The 22,176-nt window shown below is 66.2% G+C and carries 19 protein-coding genes; 13 read left to right on the top strand and 6 right to left on the bottom strand.

The features are described 5' to 3' along the window. A partial coding sequence (locus tag PK606_RS13720; protein WP_502920847.1) for an ATP-binding protein occupies positions 1-1,551 on the top strand: 1,551 nt, incomplete at its 5' end. 37 nt (positions 1,552-1,588) lie between these two features. Here the strand turns inward: PK606_RS13720 and PK606_RS13715 are convergent. From PK606_RS13715 to PK606_RS13700, 4 genes are all read right to left on the bottom strand, one after another. Further along, positions 1,589-3,043 (bottom strand): class I adenylate-forming enzyme family protein, encoded by a 1,455-nt coding sequence (locus tag PK606_RS13715; protein WP_324564785.1) that lies wholly within the window; start codon positions 3,041-3,043, stop codon positions 1,589-1,591. Between the two features lie 171 nt (positions 3,044-3,214). Beyond that, positions 3,215-5,194 (bottom strand): ATP-binding protein, encoded by a 1,980-nt coding sequence (locus PK606_RS13710; protein ID WP_324564784.1) that lies wholly within the window; start codon positions 5,192-5,194, stop codon positions 3,215-3,217. Next, complete coding sequence (locus PK606_RS13705; protein ID WP_324564783.1) at positions 5,187-6,038, bottom strand: class I SAM-dependent methyltransferase; 852 nt, start codon at positions 6,036-6,038, stop codon at positions 5,187-5,189. Before PK606_RS13705 ends, PK606_RS13710 begins: the two co-directional genes overlap by 8 nt. Then, on the bottom strand, positions 6,035-6,787 hold the full coding sequence (locus PK606_RS13700; RefSeq protein ID WP_324564781.1) for a methyltransferase domain-containing protein: 753 nt from the start codon (positions 6,785-6,787) through the stop codon (positions 6,035-6,037). The genes PK606_RS13705 and PK606_RS13700 overlap by 4 nt, the downstream gene beginning before the upstream one ends. Positions 6,788-7,039: 252 nt before the next feature. Between PK606_RS13700 and PK606_RS13695 the strand changes: the two genes are divergently transcribed. The 11 genes from PK606_RS13695 to PK606_RS13645 all read left to right on the top strand — a co-directional run bounded on the left by PK606_RS13695 (position 7,040) and on the right by PK606_RS13645 (position 17,451). Further along, positions 7,040-7,378, top strand: a complete 339-nt coding sequence (locus PK606_RS13695) for a hypothetical protein (protein WP_324564780.1) — start codon at positions 7,040-7,042, stop codon at positions 7,376-7,378. 10 nt (positions 7,379-7,388) lie between these two features. Next, positions 7,389-8,378 (top strand): homoserine kinase, encoded by a 990-nt coding sequence (locus tag PK606_RS13690; RefSeq protein WP_324564779.1) that lies wholly within the window; start codon positions 7,389-7,391, stop codon positions 8,376-8,378. Next, positions 8,375-9,187, top strand: coding sequence for a BPSS1780 family membrane protein (locus PK606_RS13685; RefSeq protein WP_324564777.1), 813 nt, complete (start codon positions 8,375-8,377; stop codon positions 9,185-9,187). Before PK606_RS13690 ends, PK606_RS13685 begins: the two co-directional genes overlap by 4 nt. Positions 9,188-9,262: 75 nt before the next feature. Further along, positions 9,263-11,146, top strand: coding sequence for a bifunctional metallophosphatase/5'-nucleotidase (locus PK606_RS13680; RefSeq protein ID WP_324564776.1), 1,884 nt, complete (start codon positions 9,263-9,265; stop codon positions 11,144-11,146). Between the two features lie 117 nt (positions 11,147-11,263). After that, positions 11,264-12,391: a choice-of-anchor I domain-containing protein gene (locus PK606_RS13675; protein ID WP_324564774.1), complete on the top strand. Its 1,128-nt coding sequence runs from the start codon at positions 11,264-11,266 to the stop codon at positions 12,389-12,391. Positions 12,392-12,584: 193 nt separating this feature from the next. Then, a complete protein-coding gene (locus tag PK606_RS13670) occupies positions 12,585-13,238 on the top strand; it encodes a response regulator (protein ID WP_324564772.1) in 654 nt (217 codons plus the stop codon). A gap of 68 nt (positions 13,239-13,306) precedes the next feature. Beyond that, on the top strand, positions 13,307-15,148 hold the full coding sequence (locus PK606_RS13665) for a sensor histidine kinase (protein WP_324564771.1): 1,842 nt from the start codon (positions 13,307-13,309) through the stop codon (positions 15,146-15,148). A 293-nt stretch (positions 15,149-15,441) separates the two neighbouring features. Next, positions 15,442-15,897, top strand: a complete 456-nt coding sequence (locus PK606_RS13660) for a hypothetical protein (RefSeq protein WP_324564770.1) — start codon at positions 15,442-15,444, stop codon at positions 15,895-15,897. Then, positions 15,894-16,259, top strand: a complete 366-nt coding sequence (locus tag PK606_RS13655) for a hypothetical protein (RefSeq protein ID WP_324564768.1) — start codon at positions 15,894-15,896, stop codon at positions 16,257-16,259. Before PK606_RS13660 ends, PK606_RS13655 begins: the two co-directional genes overlap by 4 nt. 33 nt (positions 16,260-16,292) lie before the next feature. Then, complete coding sequence (locus PK606_RS13650; RefSeq protein WP_324564766.1) at positions 16,293-16,697, top strand: hypothetical protein; 405 nt, start codon at positions 16,293-16,295, stop codon at positions 16,695-16,697. Positions 16,698-16,782: 85 nt separating this feature from the next. Next, positions 16,783-17,451: a rhodanese-like domain-containing protein gene (locus tag PK606_RS13645; protein ID WP_324564764.1), complete on the top strand. Its 669-nt coding sequence runs from the start codon at positions 16,783-16,785 to the stop codon at positions 17,449-17,451. A 114-nt stretch (positions 17,452-17,565) separates the two neighbouring features. On the opposite strand, the gene PK606_RS13640 is transcribed toward PK606_RS13645, so the two are convergent. Next, positions 17,566-19,974 (bottom strand): UvrD-helicase domain-containing protein, encoded by a 2,409-nt coding sequence (locus PK606_RS13640; protein WP_324564763.1) that lies wholly within the window; start codon positions 19,972-19,974, stop codon positions 17,566-17,568. Positions 19,975-20,198: 224 nt separating this feature from the next. Here PK606_RS13640 and PK606_RS13635 point away from each other — a divergent pair, with 224 nt between their 5' ends. Beyond that, positions 20,199-21,176, top strand: coding sequence for a GMP reductase (locus tag PK606_RS13635; protein WP_324564761.1), 978 nt, complete (start codon positions 20,199-20,201; stop codon positions 21,174-21,176). Between the two features lie 43 nt (positions 21,177-21,219). On the opposite strand, the gene PK606_RS13630 is transcribed toward PK606_RS13635, so the two are convergent. Continuing rightward, complete coding sequence (locus PK606_RS13630; RefSeq protein ID WP_324564760.1) at positions 21,220-21,981, bottom strand: TSUP family transporter; 762 nt, start codon at positions 21,979-21,981, stop codon at positions 21,220-21,222. Between the last annotated feature and the right edge of the window lie 195 nt (positions 21,982-22,176).

Below are 22,176 nucleotides of genomic sequence, written 5' to 3'. Positions count from 1 at the left end.
GCAAGATATGTGATGACCGAGGAGTCATTAGATCCCATAGAAATTTCTGATGAAACATCCTCAACCCCGATCGAAGAGGCCGAGCGCCGATTTATCGCTTTTTTTCTGAAACTCGCCAGAACATTGTTCGAGCTGGCCCGCGTGCCGATCTTCCGCGAAATCACGCTCGCCTCCATGGTCCTCAAGGATCGACAGCGGCGGATTTTCACCCTTAAGCTCAGGTGCACGTGGATCGATTTCATCCCCCTTGACATATACAATTCGATATTCGATATCACGGTCAGAGCATGCGACTGGATGGCCGAAAATTCGCCGCGTTCTGATCACCAGGAGAAAATCCTCTCCTCGATCCATCGCCAGGTTTTTGAGCGGTTGCGCGAGCAGGTGCCCGGTGGCGACTCGACCATTCCGGTACTGAAGACAGCCCATCAGCTGGGCATTCCTTTCATGCACCTCGGCCTGGGTGCCTATCAGATCGGCTGGGGCAGCCAGGCGCGCAGGCTCGACCGCAGCGCGACCGAGTTGGATTCCGCCATCGGGGCGAAGCTTTCCCACAACAAGGTGACGGCCGGCAACCTGCTGCGCCTGGCCGGCCTGCCGGCACCGGTTCATGTTGTGGTGGATGAGCCGGCAAGCGCTTTGGCAGCAGCTGAACGTCTGGGATTTCCCGTGGTGGTCAAACCGGTCGATGGTGACCGTGGTGAAGGCGTCACCGTCGACATCTCGGATGCGGATGAACTCAGGACTTCGGTCGCCCACGCACTTCAGTTCTCGGTTGCCAAGAAAGTCATTGTCGAACGCCAGGTCGCCGGCGTTTGTCATCGCCTGTTCGTCGCGAACGGAGGCTTGCTTTACGCTGTCAAACGGTGGCCGATAGCCGTCAGGGGGGATGGGAAACGCTCGGTCAACGATTTGGTGAATGAGGCGCTGAAGGAACAGAAACGGCTGCCACCCTGGACCCGATCCAGACTTCGCCCGCTCGATGAGCGGGCACGCGCGGCACTGGCGCACGAAGGACTGTCGCCAAATACCATTCCGCCAATGGGAAGCCTTGCACCGCTGCGACGCATCGAGTCGACGGCCGATGGTGGCGTCGATGAGGAAGTGACGGCAAATGTCCATCCCGCCAACCTGTCTGCGGCCCTCATCGCCACCAAGCTGTTCGGATTGCATGTCGCCGGCATCGACATCATCAGCCCCGACATTGCCAGGCCCTGGTACGAGAACGGTGCCATCATCAATGAAGTGAACTTCGCTCCATTGTTTGGCGGCGGTGATGTTTCCAGGTCATATATAGCCAGCTTTCTTACAGAGTTCTTGAACGGTGATGGCAGGATACCGGTTGAAAGGCATGACAGCGAGGAGGCTGCATTGGCGCAGCAGTTGCTCCATCATAGACAAGGGCGCAGATGCTACTTCACCACCCCCACGAGAACCCTGGACTCTTGCGGCAAGCTGGTTTCAATGCCCTTCAGAAAATTGAATCAGCGCCTGAAGGCTTTGGTTTACAGATTCGATGTCGATGCCATTGTCTATTGTCTAGGTGACTAGAATCTGCGGAGCGCTGAAATCCGGCGGAGTGATGCTTTCATTTTTTTCCGGACTGAACCAGATGCCGAACCAACTCGCGCTTCAGGATCTTGCCCATCGGATTCCTCGGAAAATCCTTGATTATCCAGATGCGCAGCGGGTTTCTGAATCCCAGGATCCTCCCGCAGTGTTCGACAAGCTCCTGTTCGCTGACCCGGCCTCGCAGCGTCACCGCCGCCACGGGCACATCCTGGAACCGCCAGTGGTTCACCGCGAAAGCGGCGGCCTCGCGCACCGCATGATGAGATCTCAATGCATTTTCGATTTCCGCCGGAAAAATGTTCATTCCGTCGAATATCATCATGTCGTCGCGCCGCCCCTGCAGCACCAACGCGCCATCGTTGGTCAGGTAGCCAAGGTCGCCTGGATAAAACCATCCACCCTTGAATGATCTGCCGGTGGCTTCCGGATCGTCCAGATAGGATTCGATGATTGCCGGGCTTTTCACCCGGACTTCTCCGGTCAGACCCGGAGCGAGGAGCGCACCCCGCTCATCCACAATCTCGAGTTCGACGGAGCCCACCGCCGCTCCAACGGTGTTCGGCATCGCGCTTTGATCATCGGGTGCAGCGCAAGTCAGAACACCCGCCTCCGAGGTACCATAGATGACGTAAAGCCCTCGGCTGATCCGCGATTTGAACTCCCTTCTCAGCTCCTCACCGATCGTCGCCGAACGGGCGTCAAAAGCCCTCAAGGCTGGAAGCGGCTGTCCGACGCCGATGAGCTGATAAAGGTGTGAAGGCGTTCCACAGGCCAGCGTGATCCTTTTTTCACTCAGTTCCCTCACCAGCTGTTCCGAAATGAGGTTGCTGGCTGGAAGATAAACCGCTGCACCCTGCTGCAAGCAGAACAGCGTCTGCCGTTTCGCCATCAGGAAATCCAGCCTTGACGCCGGCCAGAAGATATCGTCCCCGGAGCACGGCAAAACCGCAGCAAAATTATCCAGCTGCTGAAAAGACCTCGCATGAGTCAGCTCCGCGAACTTCGGCGCGCCCGTAGTGCCCGATGACTGAATGACGAGCCATGGCAGATCGCCTGCATCGACTCTCAAGCGCAGCTGATCAGGCCGATCAACGTCGTTCATGACCAGCCTGTCGATGAGCATCGAGCCCGGAATGGTCGAATGCACGGCTTCGGAGTCGCACAATATCATGGCGATCGCCAATCTCTCCTGCAGCGATCGCCTTGCCTTGTCGTCACCAGCGAAGGGCATGACCACGTGAGCCACGCCGATTCTTGCCAGGGCAAGAAACACAATGAGCTGCGGTACCGGATCGATCATCTTCAGGCCGACCCGATCCCCTGCCCGCAAACCCCTGTCATGAAGCATCTTGGCAGCAGACCACAGCATCCGGTCCAACCCGGCCCAGGACAAGGTTCCTCGCGAGGTGATGACCGCCGGACGATCCGGTTTGGCCAGCGCGTGCCGATGAATGGGATCCACGATGTTCATGTTCGGATTTTCCATCGGACAATCAACGACATGCTCCTGCGCTGCCGCTTGCGGGGAACTCGGACGCAGCTTTCAGCCAACGGATTCATGCCGGGACCGGTGGAGCTGCGCCTTCTGGCCAGGCGCCCCAACGCCCCGGCCAGACGCAATCGGCTCCGACTCGCAGCGGATTCACGAGGCAGCGTTGGCCGCGCTCTCGGAACTGGATTCCCGCCCCGCTGCGCAGGCCACGGCCAAGCCAGCAGCTTCAGCAGCCGCCAGCGCCGCGTCGCCCGCGAACTCGTGCCAGCGCGCCGTCGTCCAGGCGGCCAGATGGTCTGCGCCCGACCCACTTTCGACCCAGTTCAACACCACGCCATCGCATGCCGGCAACAGGTGAAGCAGCATCTCATGCAGCCATTGCCGACGCTCGAGATCCGATGCCGCACCAGCTGTCCACCGATGGGTCCCTGCCAGAATCAGCGCATCACAGCGGTCCACGGGCAAGCCGCTGTGCAGGCATTCATCGTCGTTGATGGCCAGTACCATGGCGTCGACGTCGCGATCCAGGGCCAGCATCCTGCCTCCGGCGAACGAGCCAGCCCCCCCGCGGGTAATCGTCTCGGCGCCGACGGTCACCGCGCGTGGACCGACCACGCCCACCCTCATCATCCGGCCCGCCAGGGCGCTCGACACCGCGTCCAGCCAGAGCTCTGGGTCGACGGCTCCCACGATGAGCACGGTAGGAACCCTGCCCGATCCCGGCACCAGTCGCCTGAGCACCGGTGCGTACAGATGCGCTGCAGTGAGCTGCCCCAGACTGGGCTGTCCGTTCACCTCGCAGATGGCGGCACCTGAATCACGCCAGGAGATCGCGATGTCAGGGATCAGCAGGTCGACGCCGGCCATGTCGAGGCGCAGGATGTTCGCCGCCCGCACCGCCAGCCGCACGTTGTCGGGATGGACCTGGTCGAAAACGGCCACCGGCATCCCGCCCACGGCCACGTTGGCCGCACGACGCATGCGAACGAATCGGCCCGCGGCCGGCACCGACCGCTCGTCCAGGCCCTGCCGACGCAGCAACTGCCTGGCTTCATCGTCCAGGTCCAAGATCTTCAGCGGCGAATGTGCGTTCGATCCCCGTCGAGGATCTGCATTCAAGCGTTCCAGCAGTTGTGCCACCGTGTGCGTTCCGTCGCCCGTGATGCCACCCGGCACGCGTTCGATGGCCCAGATCATTTCGCCGTTGAACACGGTCAGTCGGTAATCCCGACCTGCAACATGCTTTTCCACCAGAATCTGGCTGGAATGCGTTCTCGCTTTTTCGAAGGCCTGTTGAACCTCCGCATCCGTTTCCAAGCCGGCAGCCACCCCGACACCACCATCCTGGTCGGCGGGTTTGACCACCACCGGGTAGCCCAGCCAATGGGCCACCTTCAGCGCACTCTGCACGTCACCCACCAACTGGTGCAGCGGCACCGGGAGCCCCGCCTGCCTAAGCAAGGCCGCGGCCCACACTTTGTTCCTAGCCAACCGGGCCGATAGCGTCGGCGTGACATCGGTGAACGTGCTGTCCATCCAGCGCGCACGCGCTGCAACGCCGTACTGGAAAGCACCGCCAGGCAATTCCTGCACGGGCATGCCCAGCTCATGCGCGGCTTTCACGAACCACTGCACGGCCGAGGCTCCCGGTCCGGTGCGAGCCAGTATCTCGATGGCCTGCCGCAGCCGATCCTTGCCGGGCTGTCCCTCGTCAGCGGCCGGCCGGCTCAACAATTCAAACGACTGCTGAATGACGCTTGCCAGTACCCGCTGCGAGTTCTGGAGCGTGGGCACCACGCAGCGCGCCTGCGAACCCGTCAGTTCAAGGAGGCGACCCGTTTCGTACACGGGAACACCTGCCGCCACCTGCAGCGCCTGCCACCCTGACAAGAGCCATTCGACAGCTTGCCGCATGTCCAATGCCGGTTGATCCCCGATTTCCGGTTTGACCCATGTCGGACAGCTTTCCAGGAAGCAGGCGGCCAATCGATCGCAAGCCTCCCGAGACACAACCTGACCCTGCAGGCTCACAACCAGAGCTGGATATCTGCACCCATGGACATAACCGGGGTAGGCATGCACCGGGTCCGCCCAGCGCCACGCGCTGCCAGTCTTGCGGGTCTCATTCATGATCAGCCTCCGTTGTGATGTGCCGCAGGGACAACATCGGGCAGCGGTCAGCCAACTCGTAGGAGCCGTGTTCGATGGATTGCAGTTCAAACCACGGCCGGCATAGTCCCAGCAACTCCGGCAGCGTTGGGAAAACGTAACGGGTCAGGGAACCCCGGTAGGCATCAATGCTGTCTATTACCTCCCGCGGCCAACCAGTAAGAGCTGCCAGGGCATCACGGGATGGAAAGCTGGCTTCGAACGCATCATGGATGTCGGCCACGGCCACAGAAGCCCGTGACACGCCGGCCAACGCCATGGCCATGCGCCACTTCAAGGCATGAAAACTGCCTATCTGGCTCCTCTTGACGGCAGCGACCACTTCCTGGAAGGTTTCCGGCACGTCGGGCCGGACGAAACAACGGATGACGATGCGTCCGCCGACAACTAGGACGCGGTGCAACTCCTCAAGCACCTCCGCACACTCGTTCAGGTTCGGCAAGGCGTTCAAGGAGCCATCGCCTACCGCCGCGTGCATTGATGCGTCATCCAATGGCAAGGCACGCCAGTCTGCCTGATACACCGAGGAGGACACTTGCGGATGCGATTGCCACAGACTCGCGATCATGTCGGCACTGTGGTCAAACGCCTTCAGCACTGCCGTCGGAGGCCAAGGCAATAGCACCAGTTCCGGAGTTACCCCCAGGATGGCAATCCGACATGGGCCAGGTGACTGGTCGAACACCGGGCGCAGGGCTTTCAGACTCAGTTCAGCATCCTCCGCCGAGGGCTTCAGGGGCGGACCAACCCGGCTCCACTGCCCTGCATGCCGAGCCCAAACCACGGTTTGCACCGAGCTCTTCATTCGACGGCCTCCGTAGGCCCTTTCTGGGCCACGATCGTCATCAGAGACCAGTCCATGCCCACCTGGCCCGAAGACAATTGCTTCACGCCCAACTGTGTCTCAATGGCAACCCGGGTATCGGCCATGGACGACGAACGCAGGTCGAACAACTCGTGGCAGAAAGCCGCCATCACCGCGCGATCGGGAAATACCCAGCAGAAGTTCTGGACGTCATGGCGATGCACACTCCAGCCCGCGTCGCGCAGTTCCACCAGGGTGTGTCCATCCAGAAACACACCTTCGTGTCCGGTGCTGTTGTGCGCGCCCACATAGCCATCCAGGAACCTTGCCACCGCCGAATCCGTTGCTACATCCGACACCACCAACCGCCCACCGGGTTTGGTCACGCGGGCCAGTTCCCTGAACAGTGGGCGCTTGTCATCGATATGGTGCACGCCTGCAAGGCTGATCGCCACATCGGCCGACGCGTCCGACCACGGCAGCGGCAGCAGGGGTCGTGCGTCGCCCGTCAAAGTACCGTGGTTCGTGAAACTGGCACACGGCTCATGCCCCAGCCAATGGCACCCGGAAGGCAGGTATCGTTGCAAGTATCCGCCACCTGCGGGCACATCCGCCACCACCATGCCCGACGTCAAGCGCGCCGCGTCGACCGCCTGTGCAAATTCCTGCTGGCGCGCATCCGGACAGCATTGCATCGCACGGTCGTAAGCCGAGCCTCGAACTGCAAATACTTGGCCATAGGTCTTCAATCCGAAGCTCCCAGAAAAGTGCCATGTGTTCCTCTGGCGCCAGAAGCGGGCGGCTGAACTACAACAAGCCACACAGTTAGCGGTGCATGCGGGCGATGATAGTCCGCGCCGAAGCTGGCCGGCGGCGCTTTGCCACCGCATGTCCTTCCTCGGCAGCTGTCGCGCCAGGCCAAGCGTACGAGCCTGGCCGAGCCGGTCGCTGCCCGAGTTTCGCCAACAGCCTCCATTGAGGCGCTCCCATAGAATATGGGCATGTCTCAACCCCGCTGCTTCCTGCTGCTGTTGGCCGCACTTGGCCTGTGTGCCGCGCCCCCCACGCTGGCCCAGGGGCCCACGATGACCGCTCCCGTCGTGGCCGAACAAGCCCAACCCGGCCCGGTCACCGGACGCGTGGAGCACATCCGCATCGAGGATGCCGGCAGCCGGGTCGACGAAGTGCGCGCCGGCGGCGAGACCCAGAGCATCACCGTGACGCCCAAGGCGCCGGTGCCGCCCTATGACGTGCGTCCAGCCGATGTCACGCGCCCGGCCGCCGCCGAGGCCGGACCGGGCAGCGCCGGCCAGCGCACCTGGAAAGTGCTGAGTTTCTAGGCGGCTCGCAATGGCTGTCTATACCGAGGTCTCGTTCGAGCAGGCCGACCGACTGCTGAGCGCGCTCGGCCTGGGTTCGCTGACCGGTCTGCGCGGCATCCAGGGCGGCATCGAGAACACCAACTACTTCGCCACCACCACCGAGGGCGAATGGGTGCTGACGCTGTTCGAGCGCCTGACGCACGAGCAGCTGCCGTTCTACCTGCACCTGATGAAGCACCTGGCGCAGCACGGCATCCCGGTGCCGGAGCCGCAGTCCAAGGCGGATGGCGCGCCGATCGGCCCCGGCGAGGACGACATCCTGCACACGCTGTGCGGCAAGCCGGCAGCGGTGGTCAACCGCCTGCTGGGCCACAGCGAGCTGGCGCCGACGCCGGCGCACTGCGCCGCGGTCGGCGCGATGCTGGCGCGCGCCCACCTGGCGGCGCGCGACTACCCGCTGCAGCAGCCGAACCTGCGCGGCCTGGCCTGGTGGAACGAGACCGCGCCGGTGGTGCTACCGCACCTGGACGGTGTCCAGGCGGCACTGATGCGCAGCGAGCTGGCCTACCAGAACCACGTCGCCGCCAGTTCAGCCTACGCGGCACTGCCGCGCGGCGCCGTGCACGCCGACCTGTTCCGCGACAACGTGATGTTCGACGGCCCGCGCGAGGCGCCGCGCCTGACCGGTTTCTTCGACTTCTATTTCGCCGGTGTCGACAGCTGGCTGTTCGATCTCGGCGTGGCGCTGAACGATTGGGCCGTCGACCTGGCGAGCGGCGCCACCGACGCCGCGCGCACGCAGGCCATGCTGGAGGCCTACCAGGCGGTGCGTCCGCTGGCATCAAGCGAGCGCCGGCTGCTGCCGGCCATGCTGCGCGCCGGCGCCATGCGCTTCTGGGTCTCGCGCCTGTGGGATCTGCACCTGCCGCGACGCGCCAGCCTGCTGACACCGCACGACCCGACCCATTTCGAACGCGTGCTGCGCCAGCGCATCGCCGAACCGCTGCTGCTGTCATGAAGCTCAACATCGTCCCGGCCGGTGTCGGCATGCGCTGGGTGCGCAAGGGCATCGCGGTGTTCTTCCGCCGCCCGCTGGCGATCGCCGGCATCTTCTTCATGTTCCTGGCCTTCACCGCCCTGCTGTCCTGGCTGCCGCTGGTCGGTAGCGCGCTGGCGATGGCGCTGGTGCCGGCGGCCACGGTGGGCCTGATGGCAGCCGCGCGCGAGGTCGAGGAAGACCGCTTCCCGCTGCCCGGCATGCTGCTGATCGGCTTTCGCAGCGGCCCGGCCAAGACACGGGCGATGCTGGTGCTGGGCGCGCTCTACGCGGCGGCAGTGATGCTGATCATCCTGCTCTCGGCCATGATGGACGACGGCAAGCTGGCGCAGATGATCGCCGACAGCGACGGCAGCATCACGCGCGACATGCTGACCGATCCGGCGATCCAGGACGCGCTGCGCTCGTCGCTGAATTCGGTCCTGCTGGTCAGCCTGCTGTACCTGCCGGTGTCGGTGCTGTTCTGGCACGCGCCGGCGCTCGTGCTGTGGCACGAGGTGCCGGTCATCAAGAGCCTGTTCTTCAGCGCCATCGCTGTGCTGCGCAATGCCGGCGCCTACCTGGTCTACGGCCTCGGCTGGCTCGGCGTCACGCTGGCCGGCTGGACCCTGCTGCTGACCACCGCCTCGCTGCTCGGCAACATGCAGGTCGCCGTCAGCGGCATGTTTCCGCTCAGCCTGCTGATCGCGGCGATGTTCTACGCCTCGCTGTGGTTCACCTTCCGCGACAGCTTCTCGGCCGACGCGCCCGAAGCGCTGCCACCGGCCTAGCACCGCCGTGGATGGCAAGCGGATCACCCTGGCTGCACGAGCCCTGCGGCAAGCCCTGATCCCGCGCCGGCGGCCATGATCCGGACCCTGCTGCTCGCAAGACTGCCGCGCCTGGCCGCGCTGGCGCCACTCGTGCTGAGCCTCGCGGTGGCGGCCTGCGGCAGCGGCGCCAGCGCCGACGACACGCGGCCGCTGGAGCTGACCCTGGTCCACGTCAACGACCACCACTCCCATCTGGATGCGATCGCCGATGTGGAGATGAAGATCGGCGGCATCGACACGCGCGTCGAGCTCGGCGGCTTCAGCCAGGTCGCCGGCGCCTTCCGGGCCTACCAGGGCCGTGACGACGTGCTGAAGCTGCACGCCGGCGACGCCAGCACCGGCACGCTGTACTACACCTTGTTCAAGGGCCAAGCGGACGCCGAACTGATGAACGCCGTCTGCTTCGATGCCTTCGCCGTCGGCAACCACGAGTTCGACGATGGCGACGCCCAGCTCAGGCGCTTCATCGACCACTTGCACGCCGGCGCCTGCCAGACCCCCGTGCTGGCCGCCAACATCCGCCCGCAGCTCGGCACGCCGCTGGTGCCCCAGGCGGCCGACGACTACCTCAAGCCCTACACCGTCAAGACCATCAAGGGCGTGCCGGTCGGCATCGTGGGCATCACGATCAAGGGCAAGACGCAGTATTCGTCGCGGCCGCTGCCGAGCACCGAGTTCGACCATGAGGCCGGAGCCGCGCAGCGCAGCATCGACCAGCTCAAGGCGCGCGGCGTGCGCCACATCGTGCTGCTGACCCACATCGGCTACGAGGCCGACAGGCGCCTGGCCGCGCAGCTGACCGACGTCGACGCCATCATCGGTGGCGATTCGCACACCCTGCTGGGCGACTTCAGCACCCTCGGTGCCGGTTACGCGGCCGCCGGCCCCTACCCGACCCAGGTGCTGAACAAGGACGGCAAGCCGGTCTGCATCGGCCAGGCCTGGGAATACGGCAAGGCCATCGGCGAACTGCGCATCCGCTTCAATGCCGAGGGCGAGGTCGCTGCCTGCGCCGGCCAGGCCGCACTCATCGTCGGCGACCGCTTCAGGCGCCGGAACGCGCAAGGCGCCTGGGCACCCGTCGATGCGGCCACCGGGCAGCAGATCAAGGCCGCGGTGGCGGCCGACCCCAGGCTCGTGATGCCGACACCGGATGCCGCCGCGGCCGAGTTGCTGCAGCGCTACGCCGGCCAGGTCGACACGCTCAAGCGCCAGGCTATCGGCCACGTCGCCGAAGCGCTGTGCCTGGTGCGCACGCCGGGCGAGCCCACCAACCGCAGCGCCGGCGTGGCCGGCTGCGAGAACGCCAACCAGCTGGCGCGCGGCAGCGACGTCGCGCAGATCGCGCTGCAGTCCTTCCTCGACGCCAGCCTGCGCGCCGACGTCGCGATCCAGAATGCCGGCGGCGTGCGCGTGCCGATCAAGGCCGGACCGATCAGTATGGGCGACGCCTTCGCCGTGCTGCCGTTCACCAACCTGCTGATCGAGCTGCCGCTGACCGGCGCGCAGATCGCCGACTCGCTGGAAGAGGCCGTGGCCTACTACCTCGACGCCGGCCACGGTTCGGGTGGCTCGCACCCCTACGCAGCCGGCCTGCGCTGGCACCTCGACCTGCGCCAGCCGCGCGGGCAGCGCTTCAGCCGCATCGAAATCAAGGACCGCGCCAGCGGCGCCTGGTCGGCCATCGACCCGGCACGCAGCTACATCGTCGTCACCTACGACTACACCGCCCTTGGCCAGGACGGCTACGCCACCTTCGGCACCGTCTACGCCAGCGGCAACTACGTCAACAGCTACCTGCTGTACACGCAGGCGGTGGTCGACCACATCCGCGCCCGCGGCACGGTGGACCGCCCCGCCGCCGGTGACTACGCGCACCAGTCGGTGATCACCAGCGACGGCCGGGTGCTGCCCTGAGCAGCCCGTGAGCACGGCGCCGGACGCCGCGAACGTCATGGCGCCGTCATGAAACTGCCCCGAAACTTTCATGCCTGACCGGCAGCATGGCAGGGCTCCATCCCTCGCCACGCTGCCATGACCCCGTCCAAGACCTCCGCCTTCCTGCCCCGCTTCGCCCTGTTGGCGCCAATCGCGCTGGCTGCCGCGCTGGTCACCGCGCTCGGCTACAAGGACCACGGCCTTGCCGGCAACGAGATCGATGGCTCCGACACCGACCTGAAGGCCGACATCCGCAGCTGGCCCGGCGTGCGCGGCCTCTACCTGCCCGATGCCATCGCCACCTACCAGGCCGGCGGCAAGACCTGGCTGGTGACCGCCAACGAGGGGGATGCGCGCGCCTGGGGCGAGGACGATGAGGATTACTTCAACGGCGACGCCAGTAAGGGCTTCGTCGAGGAGTTCCGCGTCAAGCACCTGATCAACGCCAAGGGCTGGGGCGGCCGCAAGGGCGACGACCTGCCGGCGCAGCTCGGCGCCATGGCGGCAGGCGGCCTGCTCAACCCCGACACCTTCGGCTACTGCGGCGCCAGTGCCGACAAGCCCGGCGCCTGCCGCGATGACGACCAACTCGGCCGCCTCATCATCACGTGGACCATGGGCTACCGCACCGACGCCAGCGGCCAGCCGCTGATGTTCAACGCCGCCGGCGTGCAGGATGCCGCCGGCGACCGCCTGATGTACGACCAGCTGTACGCCTTCGGCGGCCGCTCGTTCTCGATCTGGGACGAGGCCGGCCGGCTGGTGTGGGATTCCGGCGCCGAGCTGGAGAAGTTCTTCGCCAGCGACGCCTGCAAACTGGGCGCCAGGCGCGACAAGCCCTGCAAGGACTTCTTCAACTCCAACCACGAGGCCGGCAACAGCCTGGACAACCGCAGCGACAACAAGGGTCCCGAGCCCGAGGGCGTGGCGATTGGCCAGATCGGCGAGAAGAGCTTCGCCTTCATCGGCTTGGAGCGCATGGGCGGCGTGATGGTCTACGACATCACCAACCCGCGAGCACCGTTCATGGTCGACTACCTGAACACGCGTGAAGACTGGACCACCAAGGACCCGTCCACCGTCGGCGCCGCGGCGGGCGACCTCGGCCCCGAAGGCCTGGTCTTCATCCCGGCCGCGCGGTCGCCCAGCGGCGAACCGCTGCTGCTGGTCGGCAACGAAGTCAGCGGCACCACCTCGGTGCTGCGGCTCAATCTGACCTACTGAGCGCCTCCACACACTGCACCTGGAAACGGCACCCTTCGGGGTGCCGTTCTCATTGCGCCGCCAGCAGTCCCGGCGCCCTGGACGCCTTGCGCGGAACACATCCGGATCCGGCCAGCCATCCCGCAAATATGCGATGCGTCGACATCCATGCTGCGCTCCGCACGTGCGAGAATTTTCTCCGCAGGAGGCTGCTATGCGTATCAGGGTGCTGGTGGTGGAAGACGAACCGGAGTTCATGCGCCGGTTCTCCGACGCCATCCTGGCCGATCCCGATCTGGAACTGCTGGGCGTCGTCGCCAGCGGACAGGCCGCCATTTCCCTGATCGCCGAGCAGGCGCCCGATGCCTTGCTGATCGACCTCGGCTTGCCCGACATCAGCGGTGTCGAGGTGATCCGCCAGACCGTCGCCCGCCATCCGCACTGCGATGCCCTGGTGGTCACCATGTTCGGCGACGACCAGCACGTCATGGCCGCCATCAAGGCCGGCGCCACCGGCTATCTGCTCAAGGACGCCTCCACGCAGGCGATCGCGGCGGCGATCCACGAGGTGCGCGCCGGCGGCTCGCCCATCAGCCCCAGCATCGCGCGCCGGATCCTGACCCAGGTGCGGGCCGTGCCCAAGGCACCTGCGGCACATCCCGACAGCGCGCCACCTGCGGAGTTGACTGCACGCGAACTGGAAATCCTGCGCCTGACCGCCAAGGGCCTGAACTTCGACGCCATCGCCGAACTGCTCGAGCTGTCGCACCACACCGCGGTCACGCACGTCAAGAAGATCTATCGCAAGCTCGCGGTCCATTCGCGCGGCGAGGCGGTTTTCGAAGCGCAGCAGATCGGCTTGCTGTGAGCGGCTGGCGCTCGTTTCGATGCCTGGTCGCAGGCAGGCTCCGGCGGGCGATCCTGCTGCTGGCTCTGGTGCTGGGCGCCTGCGTTGCGCCGGCGGCCGCTGCGCGGATCATCGAAGCCGGCACCGCCGCGGTGGTGCTCGGCAGCGGCGATGCGCCCCCCGGCGACACGGCCGCGTGGCGCACGGTCACGCTGCCCGATGATGCCGGCCTGAGCCGGCCGTCGGCGGCCGAGCGGGAAGCCTGGTACCGGATCGACTTCGAGCTGTCGAGTGCCCACGACGCCGCGCCCTGGGCGCTGTACCTGCCCTACCTCTACTACGGCGGTGATGTCTGGCTGAACGGCGTGGAGATGTCGGCGATTCCCCTGCTGAGCGACCGCATGCGCGTGTGGGCCTACCGCCCGCGCCTGGTGAGCCTGCCGGCGCCCGCCCTGCGCGCGGGCGCCAACCGCATCCTGATCCGGGTGGCCCAGGCGCCGGGCCTGCCGCTGCGTTTTCCCGTGGTTTCGATCGGGCCCGAAGCCGAGTTGCAGCCAATCCACGAACGGCGGCTGTTTTGGACCCGCGTGGTGCCGCAGTTCTCGGTGTTGGCGTCCCTGCTCGCCGGCGCCTGGGTGCTGCTGATCTGGGCCCGACGGCCGCAGGAATGCCTGTACGGCCTGTTTGGCATCGCCGCCCTGCTGTGGTCGGTGCGCTCGCTCAACTTCACCATCGACAGCATGACGCTGGCGATGTGGAACTGGTGGCGGCTCGTCTTCCATTGCAGCACGGCGGCGTTCGTGATCGTGATGGCCTGGTTCACGCTGCGCCTGGCCGGCATCCGGGCGCCCCGCATCGAGCGCGGCCTGCTCGCCCTGCTGCTGGTGGGACCCGTCTGGTACGCCACCCAGGGCTTCGACGCCGACATGCTGGTGGCCCGCTGGTGGATGGCCAGCCTGATCCCGGTGGCGCTGGGCATCGTCGCGGTGTCGTTCTGGATCGTCTGGAAGCAGCGCACGCTGACCGCCGCGCTGCTGCCCGTCGCCATGACGGTGGCGGTCGCATTCGGCATCCACGACTACCTGCTGACGTTTCATCCGCCCCTGCTGGCCTGGCTGGTGTCGAAGCACTGGGTCGGGCAGCGCATCTTCATGATGCATTACGGCACCGACGCCCTGCTGCTGGCCATGGGCGCGCTGCTGACCGCGCGCTTCATCGACTCGCTGAAATCGCTCGAGAATTTCAACCAGACGCTCGAGTCGCGCATCGCCGATCGCGAGCGCCTGCTGGCGGCCAATTTCGAGCAGCTGACCCGCCTGCAGATCAGCCGCGCCGCCGCCGACGAGCGCCAGCTCATCATGCGCGACCTGCACGACGGCCTGGGCTCGCGTCTGTGCACCACGCTGCTGCGGGTCGAGCGCGGCGCCATCGCCACGCCGCAGATCGCCGACATGCTGCGCGCCTGCATTGCCGACATGCGCATCGCACTCGATGCCCTGGCATCGCAGGAGGCCGACGTGGCCACAGCGGTGGGCGAATTCATGTACCGCTGGAACGAGCAGCTCATCAGCGCCGGCATCCAGCCCAGCTGGGACATCGAGCTGGGCGACACCCGGCTGCCGCTGGCACCGCACGCCACGCACCAGCTGCTGCGCATCGCGCAGGAGGCGCTGGCCAACGCGCTCAAGCACTCGGGCGCCACCGCATTGAAGGTGGCACTGCGCCGCGACCAGGACAGGCTGGAACTGCGGATCGAGGACAACGGCCACGGCTTCACGGCGCGCGAGCGCAGCATCGGCCGCGGGTTGGCCAACATGCGCCAGCGCGCACAAGGCCTGGGTGGCAGCCTGAGCGTGCAATCCGACGCCGCCGGCACCGCGCTGATCCTGCGTGTCCCGCTGACCACCGAGAACCCGCCCCACGCCGCCTGAGCGCCACAACGGGGCGGTTGGCCCATCCCGCGAACACGGGATGGATGGACATCTGTATGGGATGTTCCAAATCAAGTCCTTTATTTATCCTGCAGATCGTGTTGAATCGATAAGTTGTTGTTTTTCATTCGATTTTTTATCGATCACACGATAAGCAGGACATCCGTTTGAAGCTTTTCCGTGCGAATCAGCTGCCTTGAGATGCTGAAATGGCATCCACAAGGCGATGTATTGGACTGTTTTTTGACGGTCGCAAACTGTGTTCACGCCACCCCGTTCATGAGGTCGATGACATGAGAAAAACCTGCTGGATCAGTACCGCACTTGCCACCTCGCTGCTGTTGGCTGCCTGTGGCGGCGCCGATCCGGAGCAGGCGCTGATGCTGGGCGAAACCCCCGTCATCGCGCCGCTGCTCGACAACGAAGGGCAGCCGAGCGCCAACGACCCGCGCGCCGTGCCGGTCGATCCGGCCGCCCACACCCGGCTCGGGTTGTACGCCACCCGCGAGCAGGCCGACCAACTGGCAATGGCCCGCGGCTTCGGGGTCATCGACGTGACGCTCGAATGCTGCGATCCGGAGGACGTCGACCGCGCCCTCGGCCTGGTCTGGGGCCTGAAGGCAGGCTATGACCTGCCCGACGACACACCGGTGCTGTTGCGCAGCAAGGATCTGCGCCTGGCGGCCAGCATGGTGAACGACCTGCTCACGAGCGGCATGAGCCAGGTGTTCCTGGTGACCACACCATGATCACCCTGACCCTGCGCGCCGTCCGCACCGACGCCAAGCCCGCGGCCCCGATGCCCGCACCAACACGCCTGCCCGCCAACAGCCTGTACCTGCGGCTGCTGACCTGGTCGTTCACGCTGTTCAACAGCGTGCGGGTGTTCGCTTACCTGCCGACCATCTGGGCGATCCAGCAGCACGGCGCCAGCGACCAGCACTCGCTGCTGACCTGGATCACCTTCGCCGGTGCCAACGCCAGCATGGCGCTGTGGCTGTTCGAGCAGAACGGCCGCCGCATCCACCGCGCTGTGATCGTCAACGTCGGCAACGCGCTGATGTGCACCGCCATCGTGCTCGTGATCGCTAGCCACCGGCTGGGTCATTGAGGTGTTCGTTTTCGTCAACCAAGGAGAGGCATCATGAGGCAACGCAAACTGCTGATGACGGCGCTGGGGCTGTTCGTGTCCCTGCAGGTGTGCGCACAAGGAGCAGCCGAACGCGACACCTGGGCCTGGGAGCGTGCCGCGCCCGAGCTGGAACGGGGCAACCCGGCCGGCGAACTCTGGGAGAGCGCCCAGCTCGAGCTGGAACGCAACCACTGGCGCGAGGCCTACGACGGCTTCGCCCGGCTGGCCGATCGCGGCGACGTGAAGGCGGCGCGCGTGGCCTATCAGATGTGGCTCTACGCACCGATGCTCTACGGCCAGGTGTTCCCGGTGCGGGTCGACCAGGTGCAGCGCTGGGGCGCGCTGTGCGAGTGCACGCCGGTCAAGCGGGCGCAGAAGCAGTCCGAGATCTCGACCGCTGCGGTTGTCACGCCATGAGCATCGGTGTCGGCTCGGCGCTCCGCCTGAAGCCGATCGGCATTCCAGCCGGCGGCCAGCGAAGGTCCCAACCAGGAGCAACACCATGAGCACCCGAACGCCTGCTGAGCGCTGCATCAGAACAAGTTCGACGCGGCGCGGGTACTTGCGCACGCTGGCCGTGGTCAATGCCATCGGCATCGGCTGGCTCGGCTGGCCGAGCGTGTCTCGGGCAGCCGTGGACCCTGCGACCGTGCCGGAGTCCAAGCGCATGCGGGCTGGCCGCTACCTGCTCGCCGCCGAAGTGCCGGCATTCATCGCGGCGCGCGGCGGACCCGCCAAGGTGCTGTTCCTCGACGTTCGCACACGGGCCGAGGCCATGTACGTCGGCACGCCCGGCGGGGTCGATGCGCTGGTGCCCTATGCCGAGCACCAGGAAACCATGATCGACTGGGACGCCAAGCGCGGCAGCTATCGGCTCGAAGCCTTGCCGGACTTCCTGTCTGAGGTGCAGCGGCGCCTGCACCAGAAGCGGCTGGACTCCGACGATCCGCTGATACTGATCTGCCGCTCCGGCGACCGCAGCGCCCGCGCAGCCAACTGGCTCGCCCAGGACGGCTTCACCCGGGTGTGGTCGGTCGTCGACGGCTTCGAGGGCGACATGGGCCAGGACGGGCGCCGCAGTGTGAACGGTTGGAAAAACGCCGGCCTGCCGTGGAGCTACCAGCTCAACCGCGAGAAGATGTACTTTCCGCGCGGACTGGCCGACGACTGACGCCACAGGGTAGACGCGGCGAACGCAGCATGCCGCTACGCCCGCAGCCCCGGTGTTGTCTCGGCGCCTTTCGGTGGTGGACGTGCGCGCCGCACCCGCGCAGCCGCGCCGGTATCAGTCGACGATGGTCAGCTTGGCCACCGCCAGCGCCAGCCACTTGACGCCATGGCGTGGGAAGCTGACCTGGGCGCGCGCATCGTCGCCGCTGCCTTCGACGGCCAGCACGCGACCCTCGCCGAACTTGTTGTGGAACACCTGCAGACCGACGCGGATGCCGCCGTGGGCCGGCTCGGTCTTGCGCACCGGCAGCGGTGCGCCGACCAGGCTCTGCGCGTCGATGGCGCCGTGGCCCCAGGCGGGGCGCGCGTGCGCCGTGCTCGAAACCGGTGCAATCGAGGCGAAACCGCCATGGCGCGGCGTGATCCACTTCAGCGCCTCCTCGGGCAATTCCTCCAGGAAGCGACTGCGCAGGTTGTAGCGCGTCTGGCCATGCAGCAGGCGCGTCTGCGCATGGCTCAGGTACAGGCGTTTGCGCGCCCGCGTGATGGCGACATACATCAGGCGGCGTTCTTCCTCCAGGCCGTCGTGGTCGCTCATCGAGTTCTCGTGCGGGAACAGGCCTTCCTCCAGGCCGGTGATGAACACGGCATCGAACTCCAGGCCCTTGCTGGCGTGCACCGTCATCAGCTGCACTGCGTCCTGGCCGGCCTGGGCCTGGTTGTCGCCAGCCTCCAGTGCGGCGTGGGTCAGGAAAGCGGCCAGCGGACTCAGGGTTTCGCCGGTGTCCACGTCGACCGGCAGCGGCGCCCTCGGCAGCAGCACGTCAAGCAGCGGCGCTTCCGGGTCCAGCCCCTGGCTGACCGGGCTCTGCGTCAGCCCATGTGTCGGCTCGGCGGTCTCGTCCAGCGGCAGCGCCACCGCGTCACGGCCAAAACCCTCCTGGGTGACGAAGCTCTCGGCCGCATTGACCAGTTCCTGCAGGTTCTCGACCCGGTCGGCGCCATCCTTGTCGGCGCGGTAGTGCTCGAGCAGCCCGCTCGCATCCAGCATTGCCTCGATGATCTCGCGCAGCGTCTGGCCGGCGGTCTGCTCGCGCAGCACGTCGACCTTGGCGACGAAGGCCGACAGGTTGGCACCGGCGCGCCCCGGCAGGCTGGCCACAGCATCGACCAGCGCGATACCGGCTGCGCGCGCCGCGTCCTGCAGTTGCTCGATGCTGCGCGCACCGATGCCGCGCGGCGGAAAGTTCACCACGCGCAAGAAGCTGGTGTCGTCGCGCGGATTCTCCAGCAGGCGCAGATAGGCCAGCGCGTGCTTGACCTCGGCGCGCTCGAAGAAGCGCAGGCCGCCGTACACGCGGTACGGCACGCCGGCGTTGAACAGCTGGGTCTCGATCACGCGGCTCTGGGCGTTGCTGCGGTACAGGATCGCGACTTCCTTGCGCTCGTAGCCCTCGCCCTTGACCAGCTGGCGCAACTCCTCCACCACCCACTCGGCCTCGGCGAAATCGGTGGGTGCCTCGTAGACGCGCACCGGCTCACCGGCGCCGGCATCTGTGCGCAGGTTTTTTCCTAAGCGGCGCCTGTTGTGGCTGATGAGCTGATTGGCCGAATCCAGGATGTTGCTGTGGCTGCGGTAGTTCTGCTCCAGCTTGATCTGGTGCCCGACGTGGAACTCGCGCACGAAATCCGCCATGTTGCCCACGCGCGCACCGCGGAAGGCGTAGATGCTCTGGTCGTCGTCGCCCACCGCCATGATGGCGCCGCCACCGCCTTCGGCCGGCAGGCCGGCAATGATCTTGATCCACGCGTACTGCAGCCGGTTGGTGTCCTGGAACTCGTCGATCAGAACGTGGCGAAAGCGGCGGCGATAGTGCTCGCGCACCGCATCGTGGTCGCGCAGCAGTTCGTAGCTGCGCAGCATCAGCTCGCCGAAATCGACTACGCCCTCGCGCTGGCACTGGTCCTCGTAGAGCTGGTAGATCTCGACCTTGCGCCGGATTTCGGCGTCGCGCACCTCGACGTCGCCCGGGCGCAGACCGTCCTCCTTGCAGCCGGCGATGAACCACTGCAGCTGCTTGGGCGGGTAGCGCTCCTCGTCGACCTGGAACTGCTTGCACAGCCGCTTGATGGCCGACAGCTGGTCTTGTGTGTCGAGGATCTGGAACGCCTGCGGCAGCCCCGCCAGCTTGTGGTGCGCGCGCAGGAAGCGGTTGCACAGGCCGTGGAAGGTGCCGATCCACATGCCGCGCACGTTCAGCGGCAGCATCGCCGTCAGGCGCGCCACCATCTCCTTGGCGGCCTTATTGGTGAAGGTCACCGCCAGCACGCCGCCCGGCGACACCTGGCCGGTCTGCAGCAGCCAGGCGATGCGCGTGGTCAGCACGCGCGTCTTGCCCGAGCCGGCGCCGGCCAGGATCAGCGCGTGCTCGGGCGGCAGGGTGACGGCGGCGCGCTGCTCCGCGTTGAGGCCGGCCAGGATGGGCAGGTCGGCGGCGGCCGGCGCGTCGGACTGTGGAAACATGCAGCGATTGTAGGAAGCGCCCAGCACGCCGTGCCGCTGCGCCCGACTCATGATTGATGGCGTATGTCCTTGCATGGCCGGCGTCCTGCCGAACACGGCCGAAACCACTACAATCAAGCACCGGGCCCAAGTTTTCTTGACCCGGTTTTTTGTGCCCGCCACAAACACAGCCGGAGCCAGGCCAAGCGCCCATTTGTTCAATCTTTGAATGGAGCTTGGTTCTCATGGAAATCTTCGACTACGACCACATCCTGCTGCTGCCGCGCAAATGCCGCGTCGAGAGCCGCAGCGAATGCGACGCCAGCATCGAATTCGGCGGCCGGCGCTTCAAGCTGCCGGTGGTGCCCTCCAACATGAAGACGGTGGTGGACGAGCAGGTCTGCGCCTGGCTGGCCGAGCACGGCTACTTCTACGTCATGCACCGGTTCGACCTCGACAACCTGGCCTTCGTGCGCACCATGAAGGCCAAGGGCCTGTTCGCCTCGATCTCGGTCGGCATCAAGCCGCAGGACGTCGCCACCATCGACCAGCTGGCCGCCGAGGGGCTGGCACCCGAATACATCACCATCGACATCGCGCACGGCCACGCCGATTCGGTGCGCGAGATGATCCACCACATCAAGACCAGGTTGCCCGACAGCTTCGTCATCGCCGGCAACGTCGCGACGCCCGAGGCCGTGATCGACCTCGAGAACTGGGGCGCCGACGCGACCAAGGTCGGCGTCGGCCCGGGCAAGGTCTGCATCACGCGGCTGAAGACCGGCTTCGGCACCGGCGGCTGGCAGCTGTCCGCGCTCAAGTGGTGCGCGCGCGTGGCGACCAAGCCGATCGTCGCCGACGGCGGCATCCGCCACCACGGCGACATCGCCAAGAGCATCCGCTTTGGCGCCACCATGGTCATGATCGGCTCGCTGTTCGCCGGCCATGAGGAATCGCCCGGCCGCACGGTCGAAGTCGACGGCCAGCTGTTCAAGGAGTACTACGGCTCGGCCAGCGACTTCAACAAGGGTGAGTACCGCCACGTCGAGGGCAAGCGCATTCTTGAACCCATTAAGGGCCGGCTCGCCGACACCCTGATCGAGATGGAGCAGGACGTGCAAAGCTCGATCAGCTACGCCGGCGGCAGGAAGCTGCTCGACATTCGCAAGGTCAACTACGTGATCCTGGGCGGCACCAACGCGGCCGAGCACCTGCTGATGTAGGCGTCGCCGCGGCCGCCCGCGCGCCCCGGCCCAGCACCGGCCCTCACGCCATGCGGCCCACTGCGTTCAGCATCAGCATCACGCCGCTGACCACGAGCAGCGCGCAGATCACGCGGCGCAGCGTGGCCACCGGCACCCGGTGCGCCAGCGCATGGCCGGCCAGCACGCCGGCGACGGCGATCGGCAGCAGCACCAGCAGGCGTTGCCACATCAGCGGACTCGACAGACGCCCGTTGACTGCCATCATCAGCAGCACCATCAGCACGGCGACCACGGCCAGGGCCGGCGTGGTGGCGCGCATGGCGCGCGCGTCGAAGCCGCGCCGCGCCAGCCACGCCAGTATCAGCGGCCCGCCGGTGGCGAACAGGATCAGCACCGCGCCCACGCCCGTGCCATACAGCACGCCCAGGCCGGGCCGCGGCGCGGGCGGCGCCACAGCAGGCAGCGCGCGCCGGCGCAGGGCCTGCACGCCCACCCAGGCCACATAGGCACCCAGCACCAGCAGCGGCAGCGCCGACGTCATGCGCGTGGCCAGCCACAGGCCGATCAGGCCGCCCAGCAGCACGCCGGGGCCCAGATACCGCAACTCGCTCCAGCGCACCTCGCGCAGGTTCAGCCCGCCCATCAGGACCGACGCCACCACGTCCATCACCAGCACCAGCGGCACCACGTCCACCAGTGGCCAGCGCCAGGCCAGCAGCGGCACCGAGATCAGCGCCGAGGCAAAGCCCGTCAGGCCCAGCGCCACGTAGCCCAGGGTGACCACGAGGACGGGATAGGCCATGTCGGCCCAGGAGAATTCCATGATGGCCGCGAGCATAGCCGCGTGCGCCAGGGCCTGTTAACGCTATTTTTGAAGGATGCGTTGTGATCAAGAAGGCCACTCGCCAAGGCGCCAGCCGCAGCCAAGGTGGGTACCTTGGCAAGGCTGGCAACGCCGGCGATGTGAACCGCCCCGGTTTTCGTGGAGGCTCCTTGGCTTGAGTCAGACCGGTATGGT

Source organism: Ottowia sp., assembly GCF_035444425.1.
Taxonomy (GTDB): Bacteria; Pseudomonadota; Gammaproteobacteria; order Burkholderiales; family Burkholderiaceae_C; genus Ottowia.
This window is presented reverse-complemented; position numbering and strand designations above follow the sequence as displayed.